21 protein-coding genes and 1 pseudogene are annotated in these 22,122 nt (G+C 50.9%); 21 read left to right on the forward strand and 1 reads right to left on the reverse strand.

Annotated features, from left to right (window positions below):
* Nucleotides 1-30 precede the first annotated feature (30 nt).
* The 16 genes and pseudogenes from ACFVVF_RS19830 (at nucleotide 31) to ACFVVF_RS19905 (ending at nucleotide 14,241) form a co-directional block, all read left to right on the forward strand.
* A complete protein-coding gene (locus ACFVVF_RS19830; RefSeq protein ID WP_387813433.1) occupies nucleotides 31-675 on the forward strand; it encodes an ABC transporter permease in 645 nt (214 codons plus the stop codon).
* A gap of 18 nt (nucleotides 676-693) precedes the next feature.
* On the forward strand, nucleotides 694-1,599 hold the full coding sequence (locus tag ACFVVF_RS19835; protein ID WP_042168555.1) for an ABC transporter substrate-binding protein: 906 nt from the start codon (nucleotides 694-696) through the stop codon (nucleotides 1,597-1,599).
* A gap of 71 nt (nucleotides 1,600-1,670) precedes the next feature.
* Nucleotides 1,671-2,630: an ABC transporter ATP-binding protein gene (locus tag ACFVVF_RS19840; RefSeq protein ID WP_387813436.1), complete on the forward strand. Its 960-nt coding sequence runs from the start codon at nucleotides 1,671-1,673 to the stop codon at nucleotides 2,628-2,630.
* On the forward strand, nucleotides 2,627-3,274 hold the full coding sequence (locus ACFVVF_RS19845; protein ID WP_387813439.1) for an ABC transporter permease: 648 nt from the start codon (nucleotides 2,627-2,629) through the stop codon (nucleotides 3,272-3,274). The genes ACFVVF_RS19840 and ACFVVF_RS19845 overlap by 4 nt, the downstream gene beginning before the upstream one ends.
* Before the next feature lie 45 nt (nucleotides 3,275-3,319).
* On the forward strand, nucleotides 3,320-4,066 hold the full coding sequence (locus ACFVVF_RS19850; protein ID WP_387813442.1) for an IclR family transcriptional regulator: 747 nt from the start codon (nucleotides 3,320-3,322) through the stop codon (nucleotides 4,064-4,066).
* A 253-nt stretch (nucleotides 4,067-4,319) separates the two neighbouring features.
* The gene (gene cspD / locus ACFVVF_RS19855) at nucleotides 4,320-4,520 is read left to right on the forward strand and encodes a cold-shock protein CspD (protein ID WP_042168546.1); all 201 of its coding nucleotides are present in this window, start codon (nucleotides 4,320-4,322) and stop codon (nucleotides 4,518-4,520) included.
* Between the two features lie 93 nt (nucleotides 4,521-4,613).
* The gene (locus ACFVVF_RS19860) at nucleotides 4,614-4,829 is read left to right on the forward strand and encodes a cold-shock protein (RefSeq protein ID WP_387813445.1); all 216 of its coding nucleotides are present in this window, start codon (nucleotides 4,614-4,616) and stop codon (nucleotides 4,827-4,829) included.
* A 145-nt stretch (nucleotides 4,830-4,974) separates the two neighbouring features.
* Nucleotides 4,975-5,673: a response regulator transcription factor gene (locus tag ACFVVF_RS19865; protein ID WP_042168540.1), complete on the forward strand. Its 699-nt coding sequence runs from the start codon at nucleotides 4,975-4,977 to the stop codon at nucleotides 5,671-5,673.
* Nucleotides 5,674-5,675: 2 nt separating this feature from the next.
* Nucleotides 5,676-7,154 carry a sensor histidine kinase gene (locus ACFVVF_RS19870; RefSeq protein WP_387813448.1) on the forward strand — a complete coding sequence of 493 codons (1,479 nt, stop codon included), beginning with the start codon at nucleotides 5,676-5,678 and terminating at the stop codon, nucleotides 7,152-7,154.
* A complete protein-coding gene (locus ACFVVF_RS19875; protein WP_387813451.1) occupies nucleotides 7,144-8,310 on the forward strand; it encodes a hypothetical protein in 1,167 nt (388 codons plus the stop codon). The genes ACFVVF_RS19870 and ACFVVF_RS19875 overlap by 11 nt, the downstream gene beginning before the upstream one ends.
* 152 nt (nucleotides 8,311-8,462) lie before the next feature.
* Nucleotides 8,463-9,872, forward strand: coding sequence for an ABC transporter substrate-binding protein (locus ACFVVF_RS19880; RefSeq protein ID WP_387813453.1), 1,410 nt, complete (start codon nucleotides 8,463-8,465; stop codon nucleotides 9,870-9,872).
* Nucleotides 9,865-10,742 (forward strand): annotated as a pseudogene (locus tag ACFVVF_RS19885) (carbohydrate ABC transporter permease). The gene ACFVVF_RS19880 and the pseudogene ACFVVF_RS19885 overlap by 8 nt, the downstream one beginning before the upstream one ends.
* A gap of 18 nt (nucleotides 10,743-10,760) precedes the next feature.
* Nucleotides 10,761-11,639 (forward strand): carbohydrate ABC transporter permease, encoded by an 879-nt coding sequence (locus ACFVVF_RS19890; RefSeq protein ID WP_387813456.1) that lies wholly within the window; start codon nucleotides 10,761-10,763, stop codon nucleotides 11,637-11,639.
* Between the two features lie 16 nt (nucleotides 11,640-11,655).
* Nucleotides 11,656-12,804, forward strand: a complete 1,149-nt coding sequence (locus ACFVVF_RS19895) for an efflux RND transporter periplasmic adaptor subunit (RefSeq protein ID WP_387813459.1) — start codon at nucleotides 11,656-11,658, stop codon at nucleotides 12,802-12,804.
* Between the two features lie 178 nt (nucleotides 12,805-12,982).
* Complete coding sequence (locus ACFVVF_RS19900) at nucleotides 12,983-13,708, forward strand: N-acetylmuramoyl-L-alanine amidase family protein (RefSeq protein WP_387813462.1); 726 nt, start codon at nucleotides 12,983-12,985, stop codon at nucleotides 13,706-13,708.
* On the forward strand, nucleotides 13,705-14,241 hold the full coding sequence (locus tag ACFVVF_RS19905) for an RNA polymerase sigma factor (protein ID WP_387813465.1): 537 nt from the start codon (nucleotides 13,705-13,707) through the stop codon (nucleotides 14,239-14,241). Before ACFVVF_RS19900 ends, ACFVVF_RS19905 begins: the two co-directional genes overlap by 4 nt.
* Nucleotides 14,242-14,787: 546 nt before the next feature.
* Here the strand turns inward: ACFVVF_RS19905 and ACFVVF_RS19910 are convergent.
* A complete protein-coding gene (locus tag ACFVVF_RS19910; protein WP_387813468.1) occupies nucleotides 14,788-15,084 on the reverse strand; it encodes a hypothetical protein in 297 nt (98 codons plus the stop codon).
* A 235-nt stretch (nucleotides 15,085-15,319) separates the two neighbouring features.
* On the opposite strand from ACFVVF_RS19910, the gene ACFVVF_RS19915 reads away from it, so the two are divergent.
* The 5 genes from ACFVVF_RS19915 to ACFVVF_RS19935 all read left to right on the forward strand — a co-directional run bounded on the left by ACFVVF_RS19915 (nucleotide 15,320) and on the right by ACFVVF_RS19935 (nucleotide 22,118).
* Nucleotides 15,320-16,855: a serine hydrolase domain-containing protein gene (locus ACFVVF_RS19915; RefSeq protein WP_387813471.1), complete on the forward strand. Its 1,536-nt coding sequence runs from the start codon at nucleotides 15,320-15,322 to the stop codon at nucleotides 16,853-16,855.
* A 151-nt stretch (nucleotides 16,856-17,006) separates the two neighbouring features.
* The gene (locus ACFVVF_RS19920) at nucleotides 17,007-18,290 is read left to right on the forward strand and encodes a family 43 glycosylhydrolase (RefSeq protein WP_387813474.1); all 1,284 of its coding nucleotides are present in this window, start codon (nucleotides 17,007-17,009) and stop codon (nucleotides 18,288-18,290) included.
* Nucleotides 18,291-18,391: 101 nt separating this feature from the next.
* The gene (locus ACFVVF_RS19925; RefSeq protein ID WP_387813477.1) at nucleotides 18,392-19,519 is read left to right on the forward strand and encodes a DNA alkylation repair protein; all 1,128 of its coding nucleotides are present in this window, start codon (nucleotides 18,392-18,394) and stop codon (nucleotides 19,517-19,519) included.
* 214 nt (nucleotides 19,520-19,733) lie between these two features.
* Entirely contained in the window at nucleotides 19,734-21,206 is a 1,473-nt protein-coding gene (locus ACFVVF_RS19930; protein ID WP_387814278.1) for a PAS domain S-box protein, read from the forward strand.
* 102 nt (nucleotides 21,207-21,308) lie between these two features.
* Nucleotides 21,309-22,118, forward strand: coding sequence for a (2Fe-2S)-binding protein (locus ACFVVF_RS19935; RefSeq protein ID WP_387813479.1), 810 nt, complete (start codon nucleotides 21,309-21,311; stop codon nucleotides 22,116-22,118).
* Nucleotides 22,119-22,122 lie beyond the last annotated feature (4 nt).

Consider the following 22,122-nt stretch of genomic DNA (forward strand, 5'->3'; position numbering starts at 1 on the left):
ATAATCAATAGGAAGGGAGGACGATTTCAAGTGAATGTTTTCCTCGGTGCCTACGATTATATAGTAGCGAACAGTGACCGTTTCTGGGAGGCGGTTCGGGTGCATCTGTCTCTAAGCCTATACGCGCTCCTTATCGCTGCCGTTATTTGTATCCCGCTTGGCATTTTATGCGCCAAGAAGCAATGGCTGACGGGGCCGATTATGGGCTTGTTCAATTCGCTGCGGGTCATTCCCAGTCTGGCTGTGCTGGTCATTATATTGCCGATTATGGGAACCGGCTTTGCACCGGCTCTAATTGCGCTCACGCTGCTGGCTTGTCCGCCGATTCTCATTAACACTTATATGGGCTTTAGGGGCATAGAGCCCGCCATTATAGAAGCCGCCTCCGGCCTCGGCATGGGGCCGCGTATGCTGCTGCGGAAGATCGAGCTGCCGCTTGCAGCGCCTCTGCTGATTTCCGGCATGAAGACGGCCGCAGTGGAGGTAGTCGCCAGCGCCACCTTGGCGGCATTTATCGGGGGAGGCGGGCTTGGAACGTTCATCATTAACGGACTCGGAATGTACAAGTTCTCTCTTTTGCTTGTTGGGGCATTGCCGGTGGCGTTGCTCGCCATTCTATCAGAAATCGGCTTTGCAGGAATCGAAAGAGCGGCAGTCAAATATCAGCGTTCATAAATGGAGGAGGGTCTTTCAATGAAAAAGAGATTAGCTGTATTGGCAACTTTGCTTATTAGTATCATTCTGGTCGTCAGCGCTTGCTCATCCAATAGCGGCTCCGGCGGCAAAAAGGTCATTAAGGTAGGCTCCAAGAACTTTACCGAGTCACTGATTCTCGGAGAAATGTATGCTCTTGCGCTTGAGAATGCCGGCTATAAAGTCGACCGCAAGCTGAACCTCGGCGGTACGCTCGTTGCTCATGAAGCGCTCAAAAAAGGCGACATCGACTTTTATCCTGAATATACGGGCACAGGTCTGATCAACGTACTGGAGCTGCCTCCGCAATCGGATGCCAAAGCTGTATATGACGAAGTAGCGAAAGGCTACAAAGAGAAGTTCAACCTCGTATGGCTGGAGCCGACGAACGCGAATGACTCGCAAGGTCTCGTAACGACGAAGAAAGTGGCGGAGAAATACAACCTCTACAAAATTTCCGATCTGGTCAAGCTGGCTCCTGAGCTGAACTTGGGCGCTGTGCCGGAATTTGAAGAGCGTGAGGACGGCTTGAAAGGCTTGAACGCGTTCTACGGCGAAATGAAATTCAAAAGCATCAAGCTGTTTGACTACGGCATCAAATACCGCGTAACGCTGGATGGCGAAGCGGATGTAACGGTTGGCTTCACAACAGACGGCGATTTGACGAACCCGGATCTTGTCCTGCTTGAAGACGACAAAAAATTCTGGCCTCCTTACTTCGTAGCTCCAGTCATTCGCGGCGAGCTGAACGAGCAGGACCCGGAAGTCGCTAAAGTGCTGAACGCCGTTTCGGCTAAGCTCGACAATACGACGGTACAAAAGCTGAACGCCCAAGTCGATATCGACAAGAAAGAATACGCCGAAGTGGCTAAAGCGTTCTTGCAAGAGCAAGGATTGTTGAAATAGGCAATCGAAGCAAGATGCAAAGGGGTTTCTCCGAGTGAGGGGGAGCCCCCTTCCTACAGGAGCTGATAATAATGAGCAAAGAGGCAATCAAGTTCGAGCAGGTGTCCAAAACGTTTCCCAAGGCAGCTAGACCGTCCGTTCATGAGACGAGTCTCATTGTGCCGCAAGGCTCTTTCGTCACGATCTTAGGCGCATCCGGCTGCGGCAAGACGACCTTGCTGAAAATGGTCAACCGCATTATCGAACCGACGACCGGCACGATCTCCGTATTCGGCAAGGATATCCGGAGCACGCCTGTGACCGAACTGCGCCAAAGCATCGGCTATGTCATCCAGCAGGTGGGGCTGTTCCCGCACTTGACGATTGAGCAAAATATCGCCACCGTACCGAACATACTCGGCTGGGAGCGCCAGAAAACGGCAGAGAAAGTCGATTATCTAATGAAGCTCGTTCATCTGCCGGAAAACTACAAGAAGCTGTATCCGCGCCAATTGTCGGGCGGCCAGCAGCAGCGTGTCGGCATTGCCCGGGCGATGGCCGGCGACCCGGCGATTCTGCTCATGGATGAGCCGTTTGGTGCGATCGACGCGATTACGCGTACCAAGCTGCAGGATGACTTCAAGAGTATCCAACAGGAGCTTGGCAAAACCGTACTATTCGTTACGCATGACGTGGAAGAGGCGATGAAGCTTGGCGATCGCATGATCGTCATGAATGAAGGCACCATTCAGCAGTACGATACGCCGCTTGCGGTTATGTCCAACCCAAGCAATGAATTCGTCTCGACATTGATTCAAGCGGATGATTTGTTCCAGCAGTTGAACCTGATGCGGGCCGGCGAGCATATGATCAGTCTGCCGCAGGAACCAATTGGGACGGACATTCCGCGCGTACAGGCGGGAGACAGCTTGAAGACGGTGCTTCAAACGCTGCTGCAGCATAATGTTCCTTATGTTGTCGTAGTGAACAGCGGCGGCGAGCCTGCGGGACAGCTGACGCTGGAGCAGTTGAAGCCGGGTAACGGCAAATGAACGGGATCATCGAGTACTTCACCCGCTATTACAGCGATTTGTTGACCGCCTTTCTGGAGCATATTTATATAACGGCCGTATCTTTGCTGATCGCGCTGATCATTGCGCTGCCGATCGGTTACTGGCTGTCCAGACACCGGCGGATAGCGATACCCGTATTATCGGTTTTAGGAATCATTTATGCCATTCCGAGCTTAGGCATGTTCGCCATGCTCATTCCGCTGGTGGGTCTCGGCGCAAAGCCGGCGATCATCGCATTGGTCGTCTATAGCCAGCTTATCCTTGTACGCAACGTTATTTCGGGCTTCCAATCCATCGATCCGGCGATTATCGAGGCGGGCAAAGGGATGGGTTTCGGTGCCTGGAGGCTGTTCATTAAGATTGAGCTGCCGCTGGCACTGCCGGTCATTATTGGCGGCCTTCGGATCGCTTCGGTATCCGTAATCGGGATTACCACAATTGCGGCATGGATTAATGCCGGCGGACTGGGTACGATTTTATTCCAAGGACTGTATCAGAATTCCCTTCCGAAGATGGTTTGGGGAACGTTGCTCGTCTCGCTGCTTGCATTGACGGCCAATACCGTGCTGCTGGAAATTGAAAAAACGACGCTGCGCAGATCCCGCGGCGAACAGCGAATATGATATAATAGTCAGAGTGTGACTATTGCGTTAACTTGAGGTGTAGAGATGAATGGGACTCAAACATTGGGACGTGCTATCGACATTTTATTCGTACTTGCAGAATCGGGATCTACACTGACGGTTAGCGAGATTGCGGAGAAGGTGGGCATTCCCGACAGTACAGCTTACCGTTTTATTCAGACGCTCATTAAGAATGGTTTCGTTGAACGCAAGGGCAGGGGTCAAATCGGATTGGGACTTCGAATCTTTGACCTGGCAAGAAGCTTGTCCCAGCAGATTGAGAAGGAACTCCTGACGATCGCCCGGCCTATTATGGAAGACCTGACGGGTCTGACGAATGAAACGACGGTGCTGTTTGTCCGTTCAGGCTCCAAAGCCATTTGCATTGAAAACGTAACAAGCCGAAGACTGGTCAGGCTGACGATTGAGAACGGCAGAATACTGCCGCTTAACTCGGGCGCCTCGGGAAAAATTTTGCTCGCTTACGAAAGTGATAAAATAATCGGGGAAATGACCAAAGTGTTCGAAGAGGATAAAAGCGCAGACAAGACTGCGCTGCTCAAGGAGCTTCAGCAGATCAGGGATAATGGCTACTCGATGACGCTAGGCGAAGTGGATACAGATGTGTTCGCGGTTGCTGCTCCGATCTTTGATCCCCAGCAGCGTATCGTTGCCAGCTTGTCTGCAGCAGGCCCTGTCCACCGGTTGAACGAACAGGAGATGCCGAAGCTCATTCAAGATGTGAAGGCAGCGGCAGCGCAAATTTCTTGCAAGCTTGGCGGATTGGCGTAACGGCGGGCTTTGTTCAGCCTAAGGCAGCTAAGAATCCGCCTTTTTTACCGATTGTCATTCATTTACAGCCAATGCCAATTCTTATTCGTACTTATTTGTGTTATAATTGATTTATCGAAATAGCGGCCTAACGAATTCACATAGCGTAGAGGGTTATTCTATGAAGCAATAACCTTGTACGCTATGTGAATTTTTATTTCTCGGCAAAGAAGTAAGAAGGTCATGTAAATCAGATAAAAGGTGGTTATTCAGAATGGAAACAGGAACAGTGAAATGGTTTAACGGAGAAAAAGGCTTTGGTTTTATCGAGGTTGAAGGCGGCAACGACGTATTCGTGCATTTCAGCGCAATCGTTGGAGACGGCTACAAATCGCTTGACGAAGGTCAACGCGTTGAATTCAACATCGTGCAAGGCAACCGCGGACCGCAAGCTGAGAACGTTGTAAAGCTGTAGGATTAGCGGAGAATTATGCCCCAGACTGACGTTTGGGGCGATTTTTTATCACAGCTGCACCTATAATTGAATTCAAGAAAGAGGGATGTGTGCATGTACAATTCTCGGAAAAAGAATGTAGAAGATCTCCCTACTGAATTAACCGTCATTTGGTCTTGTTCGAACGAGGCTTGCAAAGGCTGGATGAGGGATAACTTTGTGTTCAATATGGTTCCCGTATGCCCCCAATGCCAGTCTCCGATGGTTAAGAACGAAAAAATGCTTACCGCTGTAACGAATACCAGCCCAAGCTGGGTTAAAAACAAATAATAGGCAACAATTCTTCGCCATGTTAAACCCGACCGCAAGAGGTCGGGTTTTTGCTTTTTCCTGCACCTGTTTTATAAATGGCAAGCGGTCATGCTATGATGTTGCTGTATACCAATAAATTGTCAGGATAAGATCGGGGACCAAGATGGAGAAGACTAAAATTCTTATAATCGAAGATGAGGAAGCGATTGCCGATCTTCTTGCATACGGCTTAACCAAGGAAGGCTATCTGACGCAGACGGCGGCGAGCGGAGCGGACGGCCTGCGGGAAATGGAACGGTTCCGTCCCGATTTCCTGCTGCTCGACTGGATGCTTCCCGACCAAAGCGGCCTTGAGGTGTGCAAGAAAGTGACTGCCAGCTACAACATCCCTATTCTCATGATTACAGCGAAATCCGATATTACGGATAAAATACTCGGCTTAGAGTTTGGCGCCGACGATTATATTACGAAGCCGTTCGATCTGCGCGAGGTGATCGCCCGCATTCGCACGATTCTCCGCCGCATGGCGCAGGCGAACCGCAGCGGCAGCGAAGAGCCGGAGAACGAAGTGATCCGCTTCAAGAATATTGAGATTATCCGCAGCGAACGTCTCGTTAGAAAGTCCGGGGATGCGGTCGATATGACGCCCAAGGAGTTCGATTTGCTTGTGAAGCTATGCAGCAGCCGGGGGCGGATTTTCACAAGAGAAGAACTGCTGGAGCTGGTCTGGGGCTATGATTATGTCGGGGAAACGCGAACGGTCGACAATCATATTCAGCGGCTGCGCAAAAAGCTGGATGCCAACGATTTCATTACGACGGTATTTGGCATCGGTTATAAATTCGAGAAGGATATTGATTAACGATGATGCGATTTCTTCAGCTGCGTTCCATCCGCTCGAAATTTATCGTCGGCTTTTTTCTGATTTTTCTAGTCTCCTTCCTGCTGCTGAACCAGACGGTTACGAGCATCATTCAGACAAGCAATCAGAAGATTATTACGGATGATCTGCTCGGGCTGAAAAAAACGGGCAACAGCTATGTCCGTCAGGCATTTCTGATTAATCATTTTACGAATAACGAGGTGTATTTCGGCCAAATCGCGGAGGAAATGATTGGCGATTTGCTCTATGCCACCTCCAGCGAAGTGAGCGCTTATTCCATAGACGGCAGCTTGCTTTATGCCTCCGACCCAGCCGTGTTCGCGGGTTCCTCGGACAATGATCTGAAGCAGGCGCTTCGCGGCTCAACCGCCTATACGATTTCTTACGACAGCGGAACAGCAGCTGTGCTCTATTCCTACCCCGTCATTATCGACGGCGTGAAGGTGGGCATTCTTCGCTACTCCAAGACGTTCGGCTCACTGTATGAGCAGTCGGGGAAAATATTGAACGCGATTTTTTATATCGCGCTGGCGATTTTCGGAGCAGCCTTCCTGTTCTCCTATTTGCTCTCCCGCCACATATCGATTCCATTGACGAAGCTCGCCAATGTCTCGAATGAAGTGACAAAGGGCAATCTCGATGTCCGCCTGACGATGCGGCGCAATGACGAAATCGGCCGGCTGGCCAGCAACTTCAATGACATGATTGAGCAACTGAAGAGCCAGATCGGGAAAATTGAGCGGGACCGCGACCGGCTGGAGAAGCTGCATCTGCAAAGCAAGCATTTCTACGACAATGTAACGCATGAGCTGAAGACGCCGCTGACCTCTATTCTGGGCTATGCAGAGATGATCAGAGAGAATGGGGAAAGCGATCCTGATTTTTTCCGCAAAGGAATGAAGCATATCGTAGGAGAAAGCCAGCGGCTGCACGAAATGGTCATCTCGCTGCTGGAGGCTTCGAAGGAGCAGGACAGCTGGGATGACAAAGGGCGGATCGAAATCGGGCCTTTGCTGAAGGATGTGTGCGAGGCGATGGCCTTCAAGGCGCAAAGATATAAGAAGACCATTGATTTTAAGGCGGAGAGCGGGCTGTATGTTGGCGCACAGCCGGACAAGCTCCGGCAGCTGTTCATTAATCTGGTCGATAATGCGATCAAGTATGGTCACGCCCACTCGGAAATAACGGTAAAGGCGAGTGCCGGCCGCCAATCGGTCCGAATTGTGTTTGCTAATGAAAGCGAGACGATACCTCCGGAGCGGCTGGCTCAAATTTTCGAACCCTATTATTTGGGCGAAAACCGGGTGAAGGAGCAGGGCAGCGTCGGGCTTGGCCTTAACATCGCGAAGTCTATTGTAGATGATATTGGCGGAAGTATTGGCATGAGAAGCGAGAACGGGGAGACGGCGGTTACCGTGGAGCTACCTTTAACGAAAGCGGAGAGATGGCATGAACATTAAGCATATACGTATAGGCTTGTGTCTGGGCTTCATGCTGCTCATTTTGTCCGGCTGCATGAGCAGGCTTCGTCCGGAGACGATCATCATACCGGACACTGCCGAAGAAGTGCCTGAGGATCGGGGCGGGGAGGCCTTCGAGATTCGTACGCTGTACCGGCTTCCCTTTATGCATGAGAAAAGCACGAGCGAGTTTCGCTGGAGCAGCCCGGAGTCCTTGGTCCGGGTGTACTGGGGGGACAAGGGGAATCAGACGATTGAACAATATGCCACGCCATACGAGAAGTCGCAAAAGCTTCTGGACTTAGATTTCTATACGACGGATTTGACCGGCTTGTCGCCGGACGGCCGGTATTTCGCCGGACTTCGCTATAGTAAGAATGATGTGGATGCGGGGGAGTTTTCACTTTCTCTGGTCACGTTGTCTGACGGCACGGTTCAGGTGATCAATACGGTGCACTCTGTGGCAAGACAAGGTCCGAGGTCACTGGCATGGTCAGACAACAGCAGGTTCCTTTCCTACTTTTCATTGTCAGAGCAGGACGAGACCGAAATTAATGTGTACGATGCAGAGAGCCGGACGAAGAAAAGCTATACGATGCCAGATTTGAATAAAACAGCTTATTTCTATTCCATCAAGCTGTCCGACGACGGCAGCAGCGCCTTAATCGTGAAGGCGGAGAAGGGCAAGCTTACGAGCTTCGTGCTGGGCAGATGGAAGGGCAGCCAGTTCGTCAGTGAATACGAGCATACACTGAACGATAACCTTCAGGTCGATTGGCTCGATAAGGACCGGATTGCTTTTGTCGGCACGGACGGCACTTTGTTTACATATGACCGGCGCAATGCCGGCGTATCGGTGCTGCTGGATCAAGCTGGCAGCTTTGCACTGTCTAAGGACCGGCAATACATTGCCTATACGACGGAGGAAGCGACGGTCGATGTGGCGAAGCTGCAAGGCAACAATCTGTTGAATAAGAAATCGGTTTATCGCGGCTTCGTTGCTTCTCAGATGGCTTGGAGTCCTGACAACGGCGCGCTGCTCATTCAAGGACGGAAGCCCTATGACGGGGTAAGTGCCGCACAGCCTGCTGCTCCTAAAGTGGAGCTGTATGACAGCTATAATCTGCAATCGATTATCGCCACATTTCAGCGATAGACGACACTAGGACATCTTCCGGCAGCGGAAGATGTTTTTTGGTGTTTGGTGACAACTTGTTTACAACTCCAAGATTCTTTCATGACATCATTCCCCTAAAGTAAAGAAGTCGAATCCGCATGGACGCGATCAGACAGAAAGGGGATATAGGGATGAAAAAGATGATGATCATACTAACCGGCCTGCTTCTTGTTTTCACGCTTGCTGCTTGCAGCGCTGCGAATGGATCGGGCAATCATACAGAAGGCTCTTCCGGAAATGGAAGCGGGAGCGGCAGCGTATCCAGCGGCTCTGGTGACCCGGCGGGCAAACCGGGCAATGGCGATCAGGAGGAAGGGACGGCAACGACGGACAAGGGGAAGAAGACGATCGTCTTCTCAACTTTTTGGCCAGATGACAGGTTCGAGGAAGCGAAGAAAAAGTATGAAGCGCTGCATCCGAATATCGAGATCAAGCTGCAGCACATCGATACGGACAACGCGCATGTGGAAGCGGATCTGGAGAAGTTCGCTACTACGACCAATACAGCGATGCTGGCAGGCAAAGGGCCGGATTTGCTGGAAATGGACAAGCTGCCTATTGAGGATTACGTAAAACGCGGGCTGCTAGCCGATTTCAATACGATGATGGAGCAGGATAAGGGCTTCAATAAAGCCGACTATTTCACAAATATTTTGGATAATGCGGGGATCGGAGACGGTCTTTACGGCATGCCATTATCCTTCTTCCTGATGGGCTTTGCGGGGGATGTGGACGCAATAGCGAAGGCTGGTGTACAGATCGACGACAAGTCATGGTCATGGGATGATTTTGCGCAAATCTCCAAGAAGCTGGTCAAGGACGGCGATTATCCGAATGTGATCGCCAGCATGCCTGGCAGTATTTTGACCATGATGGTAACGGATAACTACGCGACCTACATCGATGTGAAGAAAGGCAAAGCGAGCTTTGAGACGGCTGCCTTCACGGATCTGATGAAGCAAGTGAAAACGATGGCCGATGACGGCGTGATCGGGCAAGAACGCCCTTACTTCTTCCCGACCCAAATTAATTCACCCGGCGATTATTTGACTACATTAAAGGGTTATCTTGCTAAAAACATGAACCTGTACGCTAAGCCGCACACGAAGGATACGTCTCCCGGAGGCTACTTCCGCTCTTATCGTACGATCGGGCTAAATGCCAACTCGAAGGTGAAGCAGGAGGCTTGGGATTTCGTTAAATTTATGATGTCGGAGGAGATTGCATCATCCCCATTGTCCGCTGGCTTCCCAATCAATAAGAAGGCTTATGCCAACCAGCTGGAGGAATTGAAGAAGATGGGCTCAGTCAAGGGGCATGAGGACGGGCCGCTGCACGGGGCCTCCGTTCCGGTAGACGATGCGAAAATTCAGCAGCTGACGGGTTATGTCAATGGGGCCATTCATCAGGTCGCGTATCAATCGAGCAAAGTCGAAGAGATCATCTATAACGAGTCATTGGCGTTCTTCAGCGGGCAAAAAACAGCGGAGGCTGTGGCGAAGCTCATTCAGAACAAAGTGACGACTTATATCAATGAGTAGAAACCGGCTGCAGCGCTGGCTCGGCAGGGAGGGCATGCTGGCGCTGCTCTTTCTGGCGCCGAGCTTGATCGGGTTTGCAATCTTTTACATTATCCCGTTTCTTATGGGGGTCTATGAATCGTTCACGGATCGTACGCTAGGCGGCTCTTTTGTCGGCTTTGACAATTACAAGGAGCTGCTCGCTAGCGGCTCCTTCCGCAAGGCGGCGGCGAATACGATGCTGTTTACCGGGATCAGCGTTCCGTTGTTGATTGCGGCGTCGCTGTCGCTGGCATTGCTGCTGAACCGGCCGATGTTTTTCCGCAATGGGCTGCGAACGGCTTTTATTATGCCATTGGTTGTGCCGGTCGCTTCCATCGTCTTGATCTGGCAAATATTCGCTGACTGGAACGGCACGCTTAATCTTTGGCTGCATCACTGGGGCAAGGAGCGGGTCGACTGGCTGCAGTCGGACTGGTCGATGGGCATTCTGGTCGTCATGTATCTATGGAAGAACATCGGCTATAACATGATTCTGTTTCTGGCCGGACTTCAATCGATTCCGCAGGACTATTACGAGACGGCAAGGATCGGGCTGGCCGATTGCGCCAGCTGGTTCATATTACGCTCGTCTATTTGACGCCTACGATGTTTTTCGTCGTCCTGATTTCCATTATTAATTCCTTCAAAGTATTCAGGGAGACGTATTTGCTGGCCGGCGATTATCCGTATGACCGCATTTATATGCTTCAGCACTATATGAACAATATGTTTTTTTCACTCGATATTCAGAAGCTGACGGCAGCCGCTGCGCTGATGGTTGGCTGCATTGTTCTCTTCGTGACGGGGCTGCTGCGGGCGGAGCGCCGGTTCCGTGACAATATGGAGTGACGGGAAGGAGAATCGGATATGAAGAGGCCGGGATGGATATCCAAGCTGCTTCTGACGGTTGGGCTTGGGGTGTTGGCCGCGATTATGCTGGTGCCCATCGTGCTTACGTTTACGAACTCGCTGATGACGGAGCAGGAGATTGGATTGAATTATGACCTGATCGGACAGATGACGGACGCTGCGGCGGGCGGCAAGGATGCTTTTGTGAATTTGAAGGTTTTACCTGATTGGCTGTCACTGGAGCAATACTTGCACGTTCTTGTGCTGGCTCCGAAGTTTCTGCGGATGTTCTGGAACTCCGTGGCGCTGGTTGTGCCGATTATTGCCGGACAGACTGCCGTCGCTGCTCTTGCCGCCTATGCTTTTGCGAAGCTGCGGTTTTTCGGAAGGGACAAGCTATTCCTGCTCTATCTGATGACGATGCTGATGCCCTTTCAAGTGACGCTCGTTCCGAACTACATGGTCGTTGATAAGCTTGGCTTGATGAACAGCGCTGCGGCTATCATTCTTCCGGGTATTTTCGGGGCGTTTGGCGTGTTTATGCTGCGGCAGTTTATGGCCCATATTCCGTTTGCTTACACCGAAGCGGCGAAGATCGACGGTGCGGGGTCTTGGACAATTTTTACACGTATTATATTGCCGCTTGCCAAGCCAGGGCTCGCTGCATTGGCGGTGCTGCTCTTCGTCGATTACTGGAATATGATCGAGCAGCCGCTTATTTTTTTGCAGGATGCCGCCATGCAGCCGTTGTCGCTGTACCTCGCTTATATCGACAAGGAAGCACGAGGCATTGGTTTCGCTGCCTCAGCGCTTTACATGACGCCGATGGTACTGCTGTTCCTGTATGCGGAATCTTATTTTATCGAGGGCGTGCAGCTGTCGGGCATTAAAGGATAGTACAGGAGTGATGATAGTGGATTTGGATGAGACGGCAGCACGATCGCGGAAACGAAGGATTCGCCTGATCGCCGCCCTGTTTTTTGGGCTGCTCATCGTGTTGACATTGACAGGCAATACGCTGCAGGCGCTCACGATGCCCAAGGTTTATACGGCTCAGACGAAGAAGGGCGAGCTTGCCCATGCTTTTAAAGGCTCGGGGACAATTGTTCCGGCCGAGATCAGGGAACTTGTAAATCCGGCAGGCTGGAAGGTTGCTCAGGTGCTTGTGAAGCAGGGGGATCGGGTCAGCAAAGGGCAGGCGCTCGTACAATACGACGATTCCGAGGCGAAGCAGCAGCTTGCCGAAGCTCAGTCGGCTTTGAAGAAGCTGCAGCTGTCGATGGAAGGGCTGGAGCATAGCTATATTCAGGCCGTTACGGACGGCGATGAATCCGCCAAGCTAAGCGCCAAACTGGCGATTGAAACGGCTAAGCTGGATATCGCCGATCAGAAGCAGCGCATACAGCTTCAGCAAGCAGGCAGGGCGGAGAATCGGCAGCTGGTTGCGCCTTTTGACGGGGTCGTAGCAGAAATTGGGGCGACGGAAGGCTTGGGGTCTTCTGTCGTTCCCGATATCAAATTGACGAATGCGGCTAAGGGTTTTCGAGTAGAGATGCAGATTCCTTCGACGATTGCCGAATTGTTGAGCGAGGGAGATAAGCTGGAATTGCAGCTGACTGGTGATGAAGGGCGAATCATGGAAGGCAAAATTACCGGGATGAAATCCGATTCGGCAGGCGGCAATACTGGTGAGCTTGCAGGTGGGGGTACTGGAGGGCTGGGACAAGGAGTGGGCTCGACCACGGTGGTTACGTTAGGTGTCGAGGGCAAAGGGGTGAAGGGCGGCGAGCGTGCCTTGCTGAACCTCTCCAAAGTGAAGAGCGAAGCAGCTATTCTGGTACCGAATGATGCTGTCCACAAGGACGTCGATGGTGCTTATGTGTACACAGTCGAAGAACATCAGGGTCCGCTGGGCAATGCCTATTATGTGAAGCGGACGCCCATTGAAATTGCCGATGCCAATGAGACAACGACAGCCGTCAGCGGAGGGCTGTTCGATCAGCAGAATGTAATTGTCAGCAGCAGCGAGCCCGTTATCGACGGGGTGCGTGTACGCTATTGAAAATAACGGTTGGGCCGGCGTAGACGGTTCGACCGTTATTTTTTATGCGGGCGATTCTTGTAAATCCTGTTTGCTAGTTTTAGAGACAAATTGGTGACAAGTTGTAGACGTGGTTGTGATGTCCGGACGTTATAACTAAGAGGTAGTTAATATTGATTCTACTTCAAGGAGGATGATCATGAACCGGCGTTACAAAACAAGAAAACTAGCGAATATGGCGGTACTGCCGCTATTTCTAGTCGTTATAATAGGAACGGTTATTTTTCTGGTAGGCCACTACACGAAAGACTCTAGAATGATGACTAAGGCTTTGTCCAGCAGTGCGGAGGAAAAGGGAAATATTCGTCTGACCTCATCCAATAATGGTTATCGAATTATGATCGACGCTGGACATGGAGGCAAGGACCCTGGCGCACAGGGCCGGAGCGGCATTGAAGAGAAGCACAGCAACCTTGCCATCGCGCAAAAAGTATATGAATTGCTGCTCAAGGATCCGCAGTTTGATCCCCGGATGACCCGAAGCGACGATACCTTTGTGGAACTGGACGAACGGGCGGCGATGGCTAATGAATGGAAGGCGGATGTAATGCTCTCGATTCATGGAAATTCCTACGAAAGCGGAAATATTTCAGGGACGGAAACCTACTACCGCTATGAGAACGGTATACCGCTAGCGATGGCTATTCACCAGAAGGTTGTGGAAGCGATGGGCTTCGAGGACAGGGGGGTACGGGAAAATCATTTGAAGGTGCTGTCTCTCAGCGAGATGCCGGCTGTTCTGGTAGAGACAGGTTACTTAACCAATGGAGCGGAGGAAGCGGTGCTGCTGAGTGAAAAAGGGCAGATCAAGGCGGCTCAGGCTATTGTGGACGGACTGAAGCAATATTTTGAAGGAGTGGAATGATGGTGCTGGAGCGTGATCAGGAAGAAGCGTTTAATCGTATCTACCATCAATATTATAGTCTCGTTTACTATACCGCCTACAAGGTGCTCAATGACGCCTACATGGCTCAGGATGTCGTTCAGGAAACGTTCATCAATGTATACAGCCACCTGCATACGATCCGTCAGCAGAAGAATAAAGCCGCCTGGATCAAAACGATATCAAGAAACAAAGCGATCGACTACTACCGGAGAAGAGCGGTCCGCAATGAAATACTGGATGATCTGATCGAAAGCATAGGCGTTGTTGAGGATGAGACGGATAGCTTAGCTGAAAAAAGTGCGCTGCATGAGCTGCTCTACACGCTGGAGCCGCAATATAGGCAATCGCTGCTGCTCGTTTATGAGCAAGGCTTTACTTATGAGCAGCTCGCGGCGTATCAGAATACAACAGTCAGTGCGGTCAAATCCAAGCTGCATCGCGCCAAGAAGAAGCTACGCCTAATGGTGGGCGAAGATGGCCTGGGAATGCTAGCAGTGGACCGTTACGCGTGAGTGGGCGTTAGCTCGGTTAACAGGCGGAAATGGCTGTAAGCTGAGATAGGTATATGTTTCCAGCTTCTGCAGCATGGCGGTGGTCGGCCGCATAGTTGGCGGGCCTTCTGCATTCTGCCTGCTGTTGTTCAAAACAGATAGCTAACCTTCCGACTTGTTGGTGGATAGTTGAAAATCTCTTCTCATCCCGCTTCGCCAGCTTCAAAATGTAAAAGTACATTTTGAAACTGGAGAAATCGCTGTAAAACGGGCTCAAAATGCAAAAGTGCATTTTGAGAAGCCGTTTTTAGTCCAAAAAGGCCGATTTGGCCAAATCCAACTGCACTTTTGCATTTTGATGGCGGTTTTGGGCTATTTTTGGGGAAACAAACTGTACTTTTGCATTTTGTCACCTTTGGATGTTACCACAACTACTGCGGAAGAGTGTTATATGGTGTTAAATCGGGTTCAATTGTTACTATACAGCCAAAATGGTTCCACCGACGATGTAGTGGTGCAATGCAATACAGCATTTAATGTTGCCACAAGTAGTCTGTATGTGCCTGGCTAGCGGCCTGCGTTCGGCCGAACGGCTTGAAGGGCGATTCGGGATAGCCCGTACACCATTAAATATGCGACGCTTATTAAAAATGTGGCGGATTGCAGCACGGAATGAATCTCTGTCATGAAGATTGTATCATCCATGATCGTGCGGGTTGCCGCTGCTCCAATTACAGTAGAAGCAAGGAATAGCGCGATGGAAGCCAGAACGCCTAGCACCATGCGGGCTATTGCGCTGAGGTATCCGATCCACCCTGCTGCGAAGGACGCCACGGCTAACAGGATACCGATGATTATTGTCATTCTAAGTTCACCTCATTAGCCAGCATGGGTAAAAGAAGACCGCTCTAAACTATCTCCCGTTATGTTCTTCGCGCCATGCATAGCATCTACCCGACCAAGGTCTAGTGTTCTCCTCAACCCCGCGGCCGTTTTCCCCCTCATTTATACGCTTTATAATGAGAGTCAGGTGAATGATAAGGAAACAGGTGAATCCATAATGATGATGATGAGATCAAAGACGAGGCAAGCATTTTGCATGTCGGTATTGTTATGCACGATTGCCGCAGGATTTGTCAGTTATGGCCTCGTACCGGAGCGTGCAGCAATGGCGCTCGCAGGTCAAACAAACTCTGAATATACAACATTGGCCCTGGCTAGCCCGACACTCCCGGATCATTCGACTGCGGCTTTGTTGGAGCAACAGGACAGCGAGAAAATCGACCGTTTCATGGAGACGGCGATTGACAGACTTCATATACCGGGAGCAGCTATCGGAATTGTTAGCAAGGACGGAGAGATTTACACGAAGGGCTACGGCAAGACGAATGCAAACGGGAAGGCAGTTACGCCTCAGACGCCGTTTATTCTGGGGTCGACGAGCAAATCGTTCACGGGGCTGGCGGTTATGCAGCTGGCCGATGAAGGTAAAATTGACCTGGATGCGCCTGTGCAAACGTATTTGCCGGAGTTTACGGCAGCTAATGCCCAAGGCGCTGCGGCTGTTACCGTCCGCCAGCTGCTGAACCAGACGAGCGGCATTCCGGCAATCGCCGGGCTGAAGCTGCACAGCTCAGACTTGTCGCTCAAGCAATACCCAGCCACATTGAAAGACATGAAGCTCAGAGGAGCGGACAGTGCTAAATTCGAATATTCAAATACCAACTATAATGTACTGGGAGCACTCATTCAGGCCGTATCGGGGCAAACCTATGGCGAATATGTACAGAAGCATATTTTCACACCGTTAAGTATGGAGCATAGCTTTACTTCAAGAGCATTGGCCGAGCAAAATGGCTTGTCGCAGGGGCATCAGTCGGTTTTTGGATGGGTGAGGACGGCTAACCCCCCGGAGCGGCCGGTTGATGTGCCATCTGGCTACATCATGTCCAGCGCTGAGGATATGGCGCATTATTTAATTGCACAAATGAATAATGGCGTTTATAACGAGAAGCGGGTCGTATCGGAAGCAAGCGCGCTTCTCATGCATGGGCAGGATGGCGCTCCGATGGGGAAGGGAGCAACTTACGGAATGGGCTGGATTGCTGTCGGCCATATCATTACGCATGATGGAGGCGTGGAAAACTTCAGCTCCAACATGCTGATTGAAGGTGACACCGGTATCGTATTGCTGCTGAATAAAAACGGGTCATCCGTAGGCGTCATAACGGAGGGGATCCGCAATATTCTTAAAGGAGAAGAGCCGCCGTCCATTCCGTCCGAAAGCGGCAGCGACTGGCTGGTCCGGGTCATTTCATTGCTGGTGTTCTTGTTTGTTCTTCGTTCTATTTATGTTACAGTGCGCTGGAGACGAGACGTCCGGCCAGAGCGGCGTTCGATTATTGTACACTCGCTATCCATAGGTATTCTGCATCTGGCACTCCCTCTGTTCCTGCTCTTTGCAGCGCCTAATCTGCTCCAGGTGACATGGGAAATTGCGCTGGCCTTTATGCCCGGCATCAGTCATTTGCTGCTAATCGCTTCGATCATGCTTCTAGCCTTCGGTATTTCCAGGCTGATTCTGCTCATCAGCTCGCTGCGAAATCCATCATCACTAACTACCCGGCCTCAATAGGCCGGTTTTTTGTTGTTTGTCCCCCGAATGCGATAAAGATCGCCTGCATACGTTAATATCGCCTCATAGTTATTGTCCAACATTCCGGTTATGCTAAACTGACCGGACGCATCCGTCCGAAAATGAATTGCTATTGGAGGTTTATAATAATATGAAAAACCCGATTATTACTTCGATTTTTACAGCTGACCCTTCCGCCCACGTATGGGAGGATGGAAAGGTCTATATATATGCCTCTCATGACATGGATCCGGCTAGAGGCTGCGATCTAATGGACCGCTACCATGTATTCTCTTCTGAGGATATGGTCAATTGGGTAGACGAAGGTGAAATTTTGCGCTCCGACGATGTATCCTGGGGCCGGCCGGAGGGCGGCTTTATGTGGGCGCCTGACGCAGCTTACCGGAATGGCACATATTATTTCTACTACCCGCATCCAAGCGGCTCCGACTGGAATGACACTTGGAAAATCGGGGTGGCGACAAGCAAGAAGCCTGCAAGCGAATTTACCGATCAAGGCTATATTACAGGACTTGGCGGCTTTGCAATGATCGATCCGTGCGTTTTCGTTGACGACGACAACCGCGCTTATATGTATTATGGCGGCGGCAGCAAATGCGCGGGCGGCGAGCTGAACGACGATATGATGTCGATGAAGCATGATGCCATTGAAATGGAAGGCTTGGAAGACTTCCACGAAGCGACTTGGGTATTCAAAAGAAACGGGATTTACTATTTGACGTATTCAGATAACCTGGACGGTCTAAACCAGATGCGCTATGCGATCAGTGACAATCCGCTTGGCCCTTGGACGTATAAAGGCGTGTTCCTGGAGCCGACAGGCTGTTCGACTTCCCACGGCTCTGTCGCTGAGTTCAAAGGGCAATGGTATTTGTTCTATCATAATCAGGACATTTCCGACCAAGGCAACCTCAGAAGCGTGTGCATCGACTACTTGCATTTCAATGAAGACGGTACAATTCAGACTGTTGTACAGACGAGAGAGGGCGGAATTAAGCCGGTAGGAACAAGCCCAGCGGCTAATCCGAACCAAATCGTTTATGCAGCGGACCAAGCTTCTGTACACGGGGGCGCTGCCCTTCTGTCTGACGATCAGGGCAATGCCGTGATCGGGTCTTTGAACGGAGAAGGCGCGTACTGCCAATTTGATCAATTGGACGGCTTAGGCGGCGGAAGAACCTCGATCGAAATCCGCTATGCAACGGAAGAGCGTCTGGCGAAAATCAATCTGACGGTTAACGGTGAAGATTTCTCCTTGCTGAATGCTTTGTCGACAGGAAGCCTGTCCGATTATACAGGCATTACCAACCTTACGGTTCCTTTCAAAGCAGGTGCCGTCAATAGTGTTAAGCTTACCGGCGGCAACGGCGAGCTGCGCATCGCCAGCATCGCTGTGACCTCCTTCGAAGACTAGAAGCAAAGTAGAAAATGCTGCAACCCCGGCCGCAAGACGGCCGGGGTTTGTTGTATACTTAACTTTAGCAGCAGAGTCTAGTTAGAAAGAGGAGATTCATAATGGCGGAACCTTTAAAGGATTTATATAATCAGGCCTTTCTAGAAGGCTTCGGCGATAAGGTTAAACGTGTACATCCTTCATTTGATTCAACGGGTTTTGTCAGCAAAGTGATGGACGAGAGCTGGGACGGCCTGGAGCTGAAAGGGCGGACGAGGCGGATTTCTACCGTACTGGGGCAATATTTGCCGGAACAGTATGAGGATGCACTGAACGTGTTGTTGAAGCTGTACGGCACATGCACCGGCTTTCCGTATTTGTTTTTCCCTGATTTTGTAGAGGTATATGGCGGAGCGGACGAGCACTGGGAGCTGTCGATGAATGCCTTGGAGAAATTTACGCAAAGCTCCTCCGCTGAATTTGCGATCAGATGGTTCCTTATTCGCAATCCGGAGAAAGGGATGCAGCAGATGGCCATCTGGTCGGAGCATCCGAACGAGCATGTCAGACGTCTAGCGAGCGAAGGCTGCCGTCCCCGCTTGCCGTGGGGACAGGCACTCCCGCTCTTTAAGAAGGACCCGTCTCCGATTATGCCGATACTGGAGCGGTTGAAGGCTGATCCTTCGCTTTATGTAAGGAAGAGCGTAGCGAATAATTTGAATGATATTGCCAAGGACCATCCTGAGCTCGTGCTGGAGACCGCCCGGCGCTGGCAAGGCAATGATCCTCATACCGATTGGATTATTCGCCACGGCTGCCGGACGCTGGTCCGGAAGGCTATCCCTGAGGCGCTGGCGCTGTTTGGTTATTCCGAAGCCTCGGAGGAGTCTTCGCTTGCCGTGCAGGCGAATCTTCTCGCTGACCCGGCAAAAATCCGCATCGGCGAAAGCGGCGAGCTGGCTTATGTGCTTCAGATCCGCGACGGCGAACCGGTTCGTATTCGCGTCGAATACGGCATCGATTTCGTTAAATCGAAGGGCAAGACATCGCGCAAGCTGTTTCTGTGGTCGGACAAAACGGTACCCGGCGGGTCCCGGCTTACGGGCACCCGGACGCATAAATGGGCGGATTTGACAACGAGACGCCATTATCCCGGCCTGCATCGGATTGTCCTTCTGGTCAACGGAAGGGAAATCGCGCATACGGAAATAATCTTGCTCGACGCAGGGCCGTCCCCGATTGAAGAATAGCCCGCCAACTAACCGCATCGAGAGCCATCTCCTTGCGGTTTTTTTACCGAACCACGCATTTAAAATTGCCCGTACTCATTAAATATAGTGCAAAAGACGCGAGGCAGAAGGAATCGAACGGAATATGTAGAAATTGACATACAATATGGTTTACTGCTGGCCGGTTAAAGGGAGTTATATCCTAAAGACGGGGTGGGATTTTAACTTGTTTTGGATGTATGCGTCGGGACTTCTTGCCTGTTTGACGGTTATGTATTTCTTGTTCCGATCTGCGCGATCCGCGCGGCGGAGATTGTACTCTTTTATCGACAACAATTTTGACGCGATCCTGGTACTGGACATTGCAGGTGTTATTACACGTGTGAATCCGGCCTTCGTAAAGATGCTGGGGTACAGCAAGCAGGAGGTTGAGGGAAAGTCGGCTATCCATTGCGAATTCCTTCCGGAGGAAGAATTGCGCAATTTGTTGTCCTTGCATGAAATGGTGATGCGCGGTGAAGCGCTGTCGGCTATTGAGTGTGTCCGCAAGACGAAATCCGGCAAAACGCTAAACGTTATGCTGTCGGTAACTCCTTTTTACAATGATCGAAACCACGTAGACAGCTGGATTATTGTCGTGGCTGATCGCACTGCCCAGAAGCAGGATCAGGAGCGGCTTATCGCCAATCAGGAAGAGCTGGACATTTTCATTCAGAACAATTCAGACGGCATTGCTTTTTTCGATGAAAGCGGCTGTCTGCTCAAAATGAATAAATCTGTCGAGGCGATTTTCGGCTATAGCTTTGAGGAACTCCAGGGCGCGCCTTATTACAATATTCCGATCGTGACGGAAGAAATGAAAATAAAGCTGATCGAGCAATTTATGAGAGCAAGTGTAGTCCGTAATTTTGAAATGGAAGGGGTGACCCGGGATGGGAGGAAGCTGCCTATTCTGGTGTCTGTAACACCTCTAACGAAGACAATAACTACATACGGTGTTGTAATTAAAGATATTAGCCAGCTAAGATCAGCCCAATCCTCGTTAAATCGCTCGGAAGCGTTGTCGATGATTGGCCAATTAGCCGCAGGCGTTGCACACGAGATACGCAATCCGCTCACGTCACTCAAAGGCTTCACCAAGCTGATCGAGCTGAAGGCGAATATCGAGAGCAAGCATTATTTTGAGATTATGAATGATGAATTCAACCGGATTGAGCTTATTCTGAATGAAATGCTCGGCGTCGCTAAGCCTCATAATGACCGCATTATTAAAACCGAAGTCAGTGCCATTATTGAATACGCTATCGCGCTGCTGCAGACGCAGGCTGTCATGAAGAGCATCGAGATCGTGACGGAGATTGTTGACAACCCTGTTATTGAATGCGATGACAATCAGATTAAGCAGGTATTTATTAATGTGGTGAAAAATGCGATTGAAGCGATGGATCACGGCGGACAAATTACGGTCCGGGCCGTTCAGTCTAACGGGGACGGAATTCAAGTTGAGGTGATTGATCAAGGGGAGGGCATGACGCCCGCCCAGCTTGCGAAGCTGACGGAGCCGTTCTATTCCACCAAGGAGAAGGGGACGGGGCTTGGTCTCATGATGTGTCTCAATATAATGGAGCATCATAAAGGCTTTTTGAAGTTTGAAAGCGAGCTGGGCAAGGGCACACGAGTTATTCTCGGGCTGCCCCTGCGTCAATAGCTTGGACAAAGGATAAACGAGAAGCCGGATACAGGCCGTAGAGGCTGGTCTTGCTTGATCCATAGGATCTAACAGAAACGGCATTAGGACGGGGGAGCTCTTGTGGATACGGAATTCGATTTTACAGTTGTCAAAAGGTATTATCATATCTCTCCGGAAGGTGCGGATAGTCCGATCTATGAGCTTCCGGCGGCCCGCTTTATGAACCCGGAAGATTTGCTGGCGGCACTGCACACAAGCGGACAAACGGTTCAAGCGATATCGAACGCGCTTCCCGGATCTTTCATCGGAACCTCGCTATGCAAGCTTGGCAATATTCAATTGTTGTTTGCTGCCCAGTATGACCGGCTTATCGACTTGTCGGCGGACAATCTGATTTATCAGATAGAAAGGCATGGCGATCACACGCACTTGGGCTACAAAATCAAGGAGCTGCGTTCTGCTCCGATCCCTTCGTCACTGGAGCAGCGTGAAGCGTTCTGGATCGCGCACTGGCAATCCTTCTTTGGGGAATTTATTACGCCATCGGTTGAAGCGATAGCTGCTGGAGCAGGCTTGAAGGCAGAGGCGATATGGCAGCAATTCGGCGGCCAACTGACGCTGTTGAAAGAGTTTCTGAGTGAACATGAACCACGAGCAGATGTGCTGCGCAAGTTTGAGGAGGACAGCCGGACACTGGCTGAACAGATAGAGCCGGAATGGTTCAAGCGCAGACGCAATCCGTTTGTGCATCAGCCGCGCTATACGGAGAATCCGCTAAATCCGGAGGAAAAGTGGCAGATCCAATCGTCCTGCTGCATGTACGACCGCCGGGAGAATGGCGTAAAATGCTATACTTGTCCCCGCATGACGGCTGCGGAAAGGGAGGAGCAGGCATGCGCGATGCTGGAGAGCGCGGGCGCTGGAGCTTAGCGCA

It is taken from the genome of Paenibacillus sp. NPDC058174 (genome assembly GCF_042883865.1).
Lineage (GTDB): Bacteria > Bacillota > Bacilli > Paenibacillales > Paenibacillaceae > Pristimantibacillus.

What these genes read in the sequence shown, in the direction of transcription:
- ACFVVF_RS19925 (WP_387813477.1), top strand. Translation starts at nt 18,392, where the DNA reads ATGGCGGAACCTTTAAAGGATTTATATAATCAGGCCTTTCTAGAAGGC.
- ACFVVF_RS19850 (WP_387813442.1), top strand. Translation starts at nt 3,320, where the DNA reads ATGAATGGGACTCAAACATTGGGACGTGCTATCGACATTTTATTCGTA.
- ACFVVF_RS19890 (WP_387813456.1), top strand. Translation starts at nt 10,761, where the DNA reads ATGAAGAGGCCGGGATGGATATCCAAGCTGCTTCTGACGGTTGGGCTT.
- ACFVVF_RS19860 (WP_387813445.1), top strand. Translation starts at nt 4,614, where the DNA reads ATGTACAATTCTCGGAAAAAGAATGTAGAAGATCTCCCTACTGAATTA.
- ACFVVF_RS19865 (WP_042168540.1), top strand. Translation starts at nt 4,975, where the DNA reads ATGGAGAAGACTAAAATTCTTATAATCGAAGATGAGGAAGCGATTGCC.
- ACFVVF_RS19900 (WP_387813462.1), top strand. Translation starts at nt 12,983, where the DNA reads ATGAACCGGCGTTACAAAACAAGAAAACTAGCGAATATGGCGGTACTG.
- ACFVVF_RS19880 (WP_387813453.1), top strand. Translation starts at nt 8,463, where the DNA reads ATGAAAAAGATGATGATCATACTAACCGGCCTGCTTCTTGTTTTCACG.
- ACFVVF_RS19905 (WP_387813465.1), top strand. Translation starts at nt 13,705, where the DNA reads ATGATGGTGCTGGAGCGTGATCAGGAAGAAGCGTTTAATCGTATCTAC.
- ACFVVF_RS19930 (WP_387814278.1), top strand. Translation starts at nt 19,734, where the DNA reads ATGTATGCGTCGGGACTTCTTGCCTGTTTGACGGTTATGTATTTCTTG.
- cspD (WP_042168546.1), top strand. Translation starts at nt 4,320, where the DNA reads ATGGAAACAGGAACAGTGAAATGGTTTAACGGAGAAAAAGGCTTTGGT.
- ACFVVF_RS19845 (WP_387813439.1), top strand. Translation starts at nt 2,627, where the DNA reads ATGAACGGGATCATCGAGTACTTCACCCGCTATTACAGCGATTTGTTG.
- ACFVVF_RS19840 (WP_387813436.1), top strand. Translation starts at nt 1,671, where the DNA reads ATGAGCAAAGAGGCAATCAAGTTCGAGCAGGTGTCCAAAACGTTTCCC.
- ACFVVF_RS19910 (WP_387813468.1), bottom strand. Translation starts at nt 15,084, where the DNA reads ATGACAATAATCATCGGTATCCTGTTAGCCGTGGCGTCCTTCGCAGCA.
- ACFVVF_RS19915 (WP_387813471.1), top strand. Translation starts at nt 15,320, where the DNA reads ATGTCGGTATTGTTATGCACGATTGCCGCAGGATTTGTCAGTTATGGC.
- ACFVVF_RS19835 (WP_042168555.1), top strand. Translation starts at nt 694, where the DNA reads ATGAAAAAGAGATTAGCTGTATTGGCAACTTTGCTTATTAGTATCATT.
- ACFVVF_RS19875 (WP_387813451.1), top strand. Translation starts at nt 7,144, where the DNA reads ATGAACATTAAGCATATACGTATAGGCTTGTGTCTGGGCTTCATGCTG.
- ACFVVF_RS19920 (WP_387813474.1), top strand. Translation starts at nt 17,007, where the DNA reads ATGAAAAACCCGATTATTACTTCGATTTTTACAGCTGACCCTTCCGCC.
- ACFVVF_RS19870 (WP_387813448.1), top strand. Translation starts at nt 5,676, where the DNA reads ATGATGCGATTTCTTCAGCTGCGTTCCATCCGCTCGAAATTTATCGTC.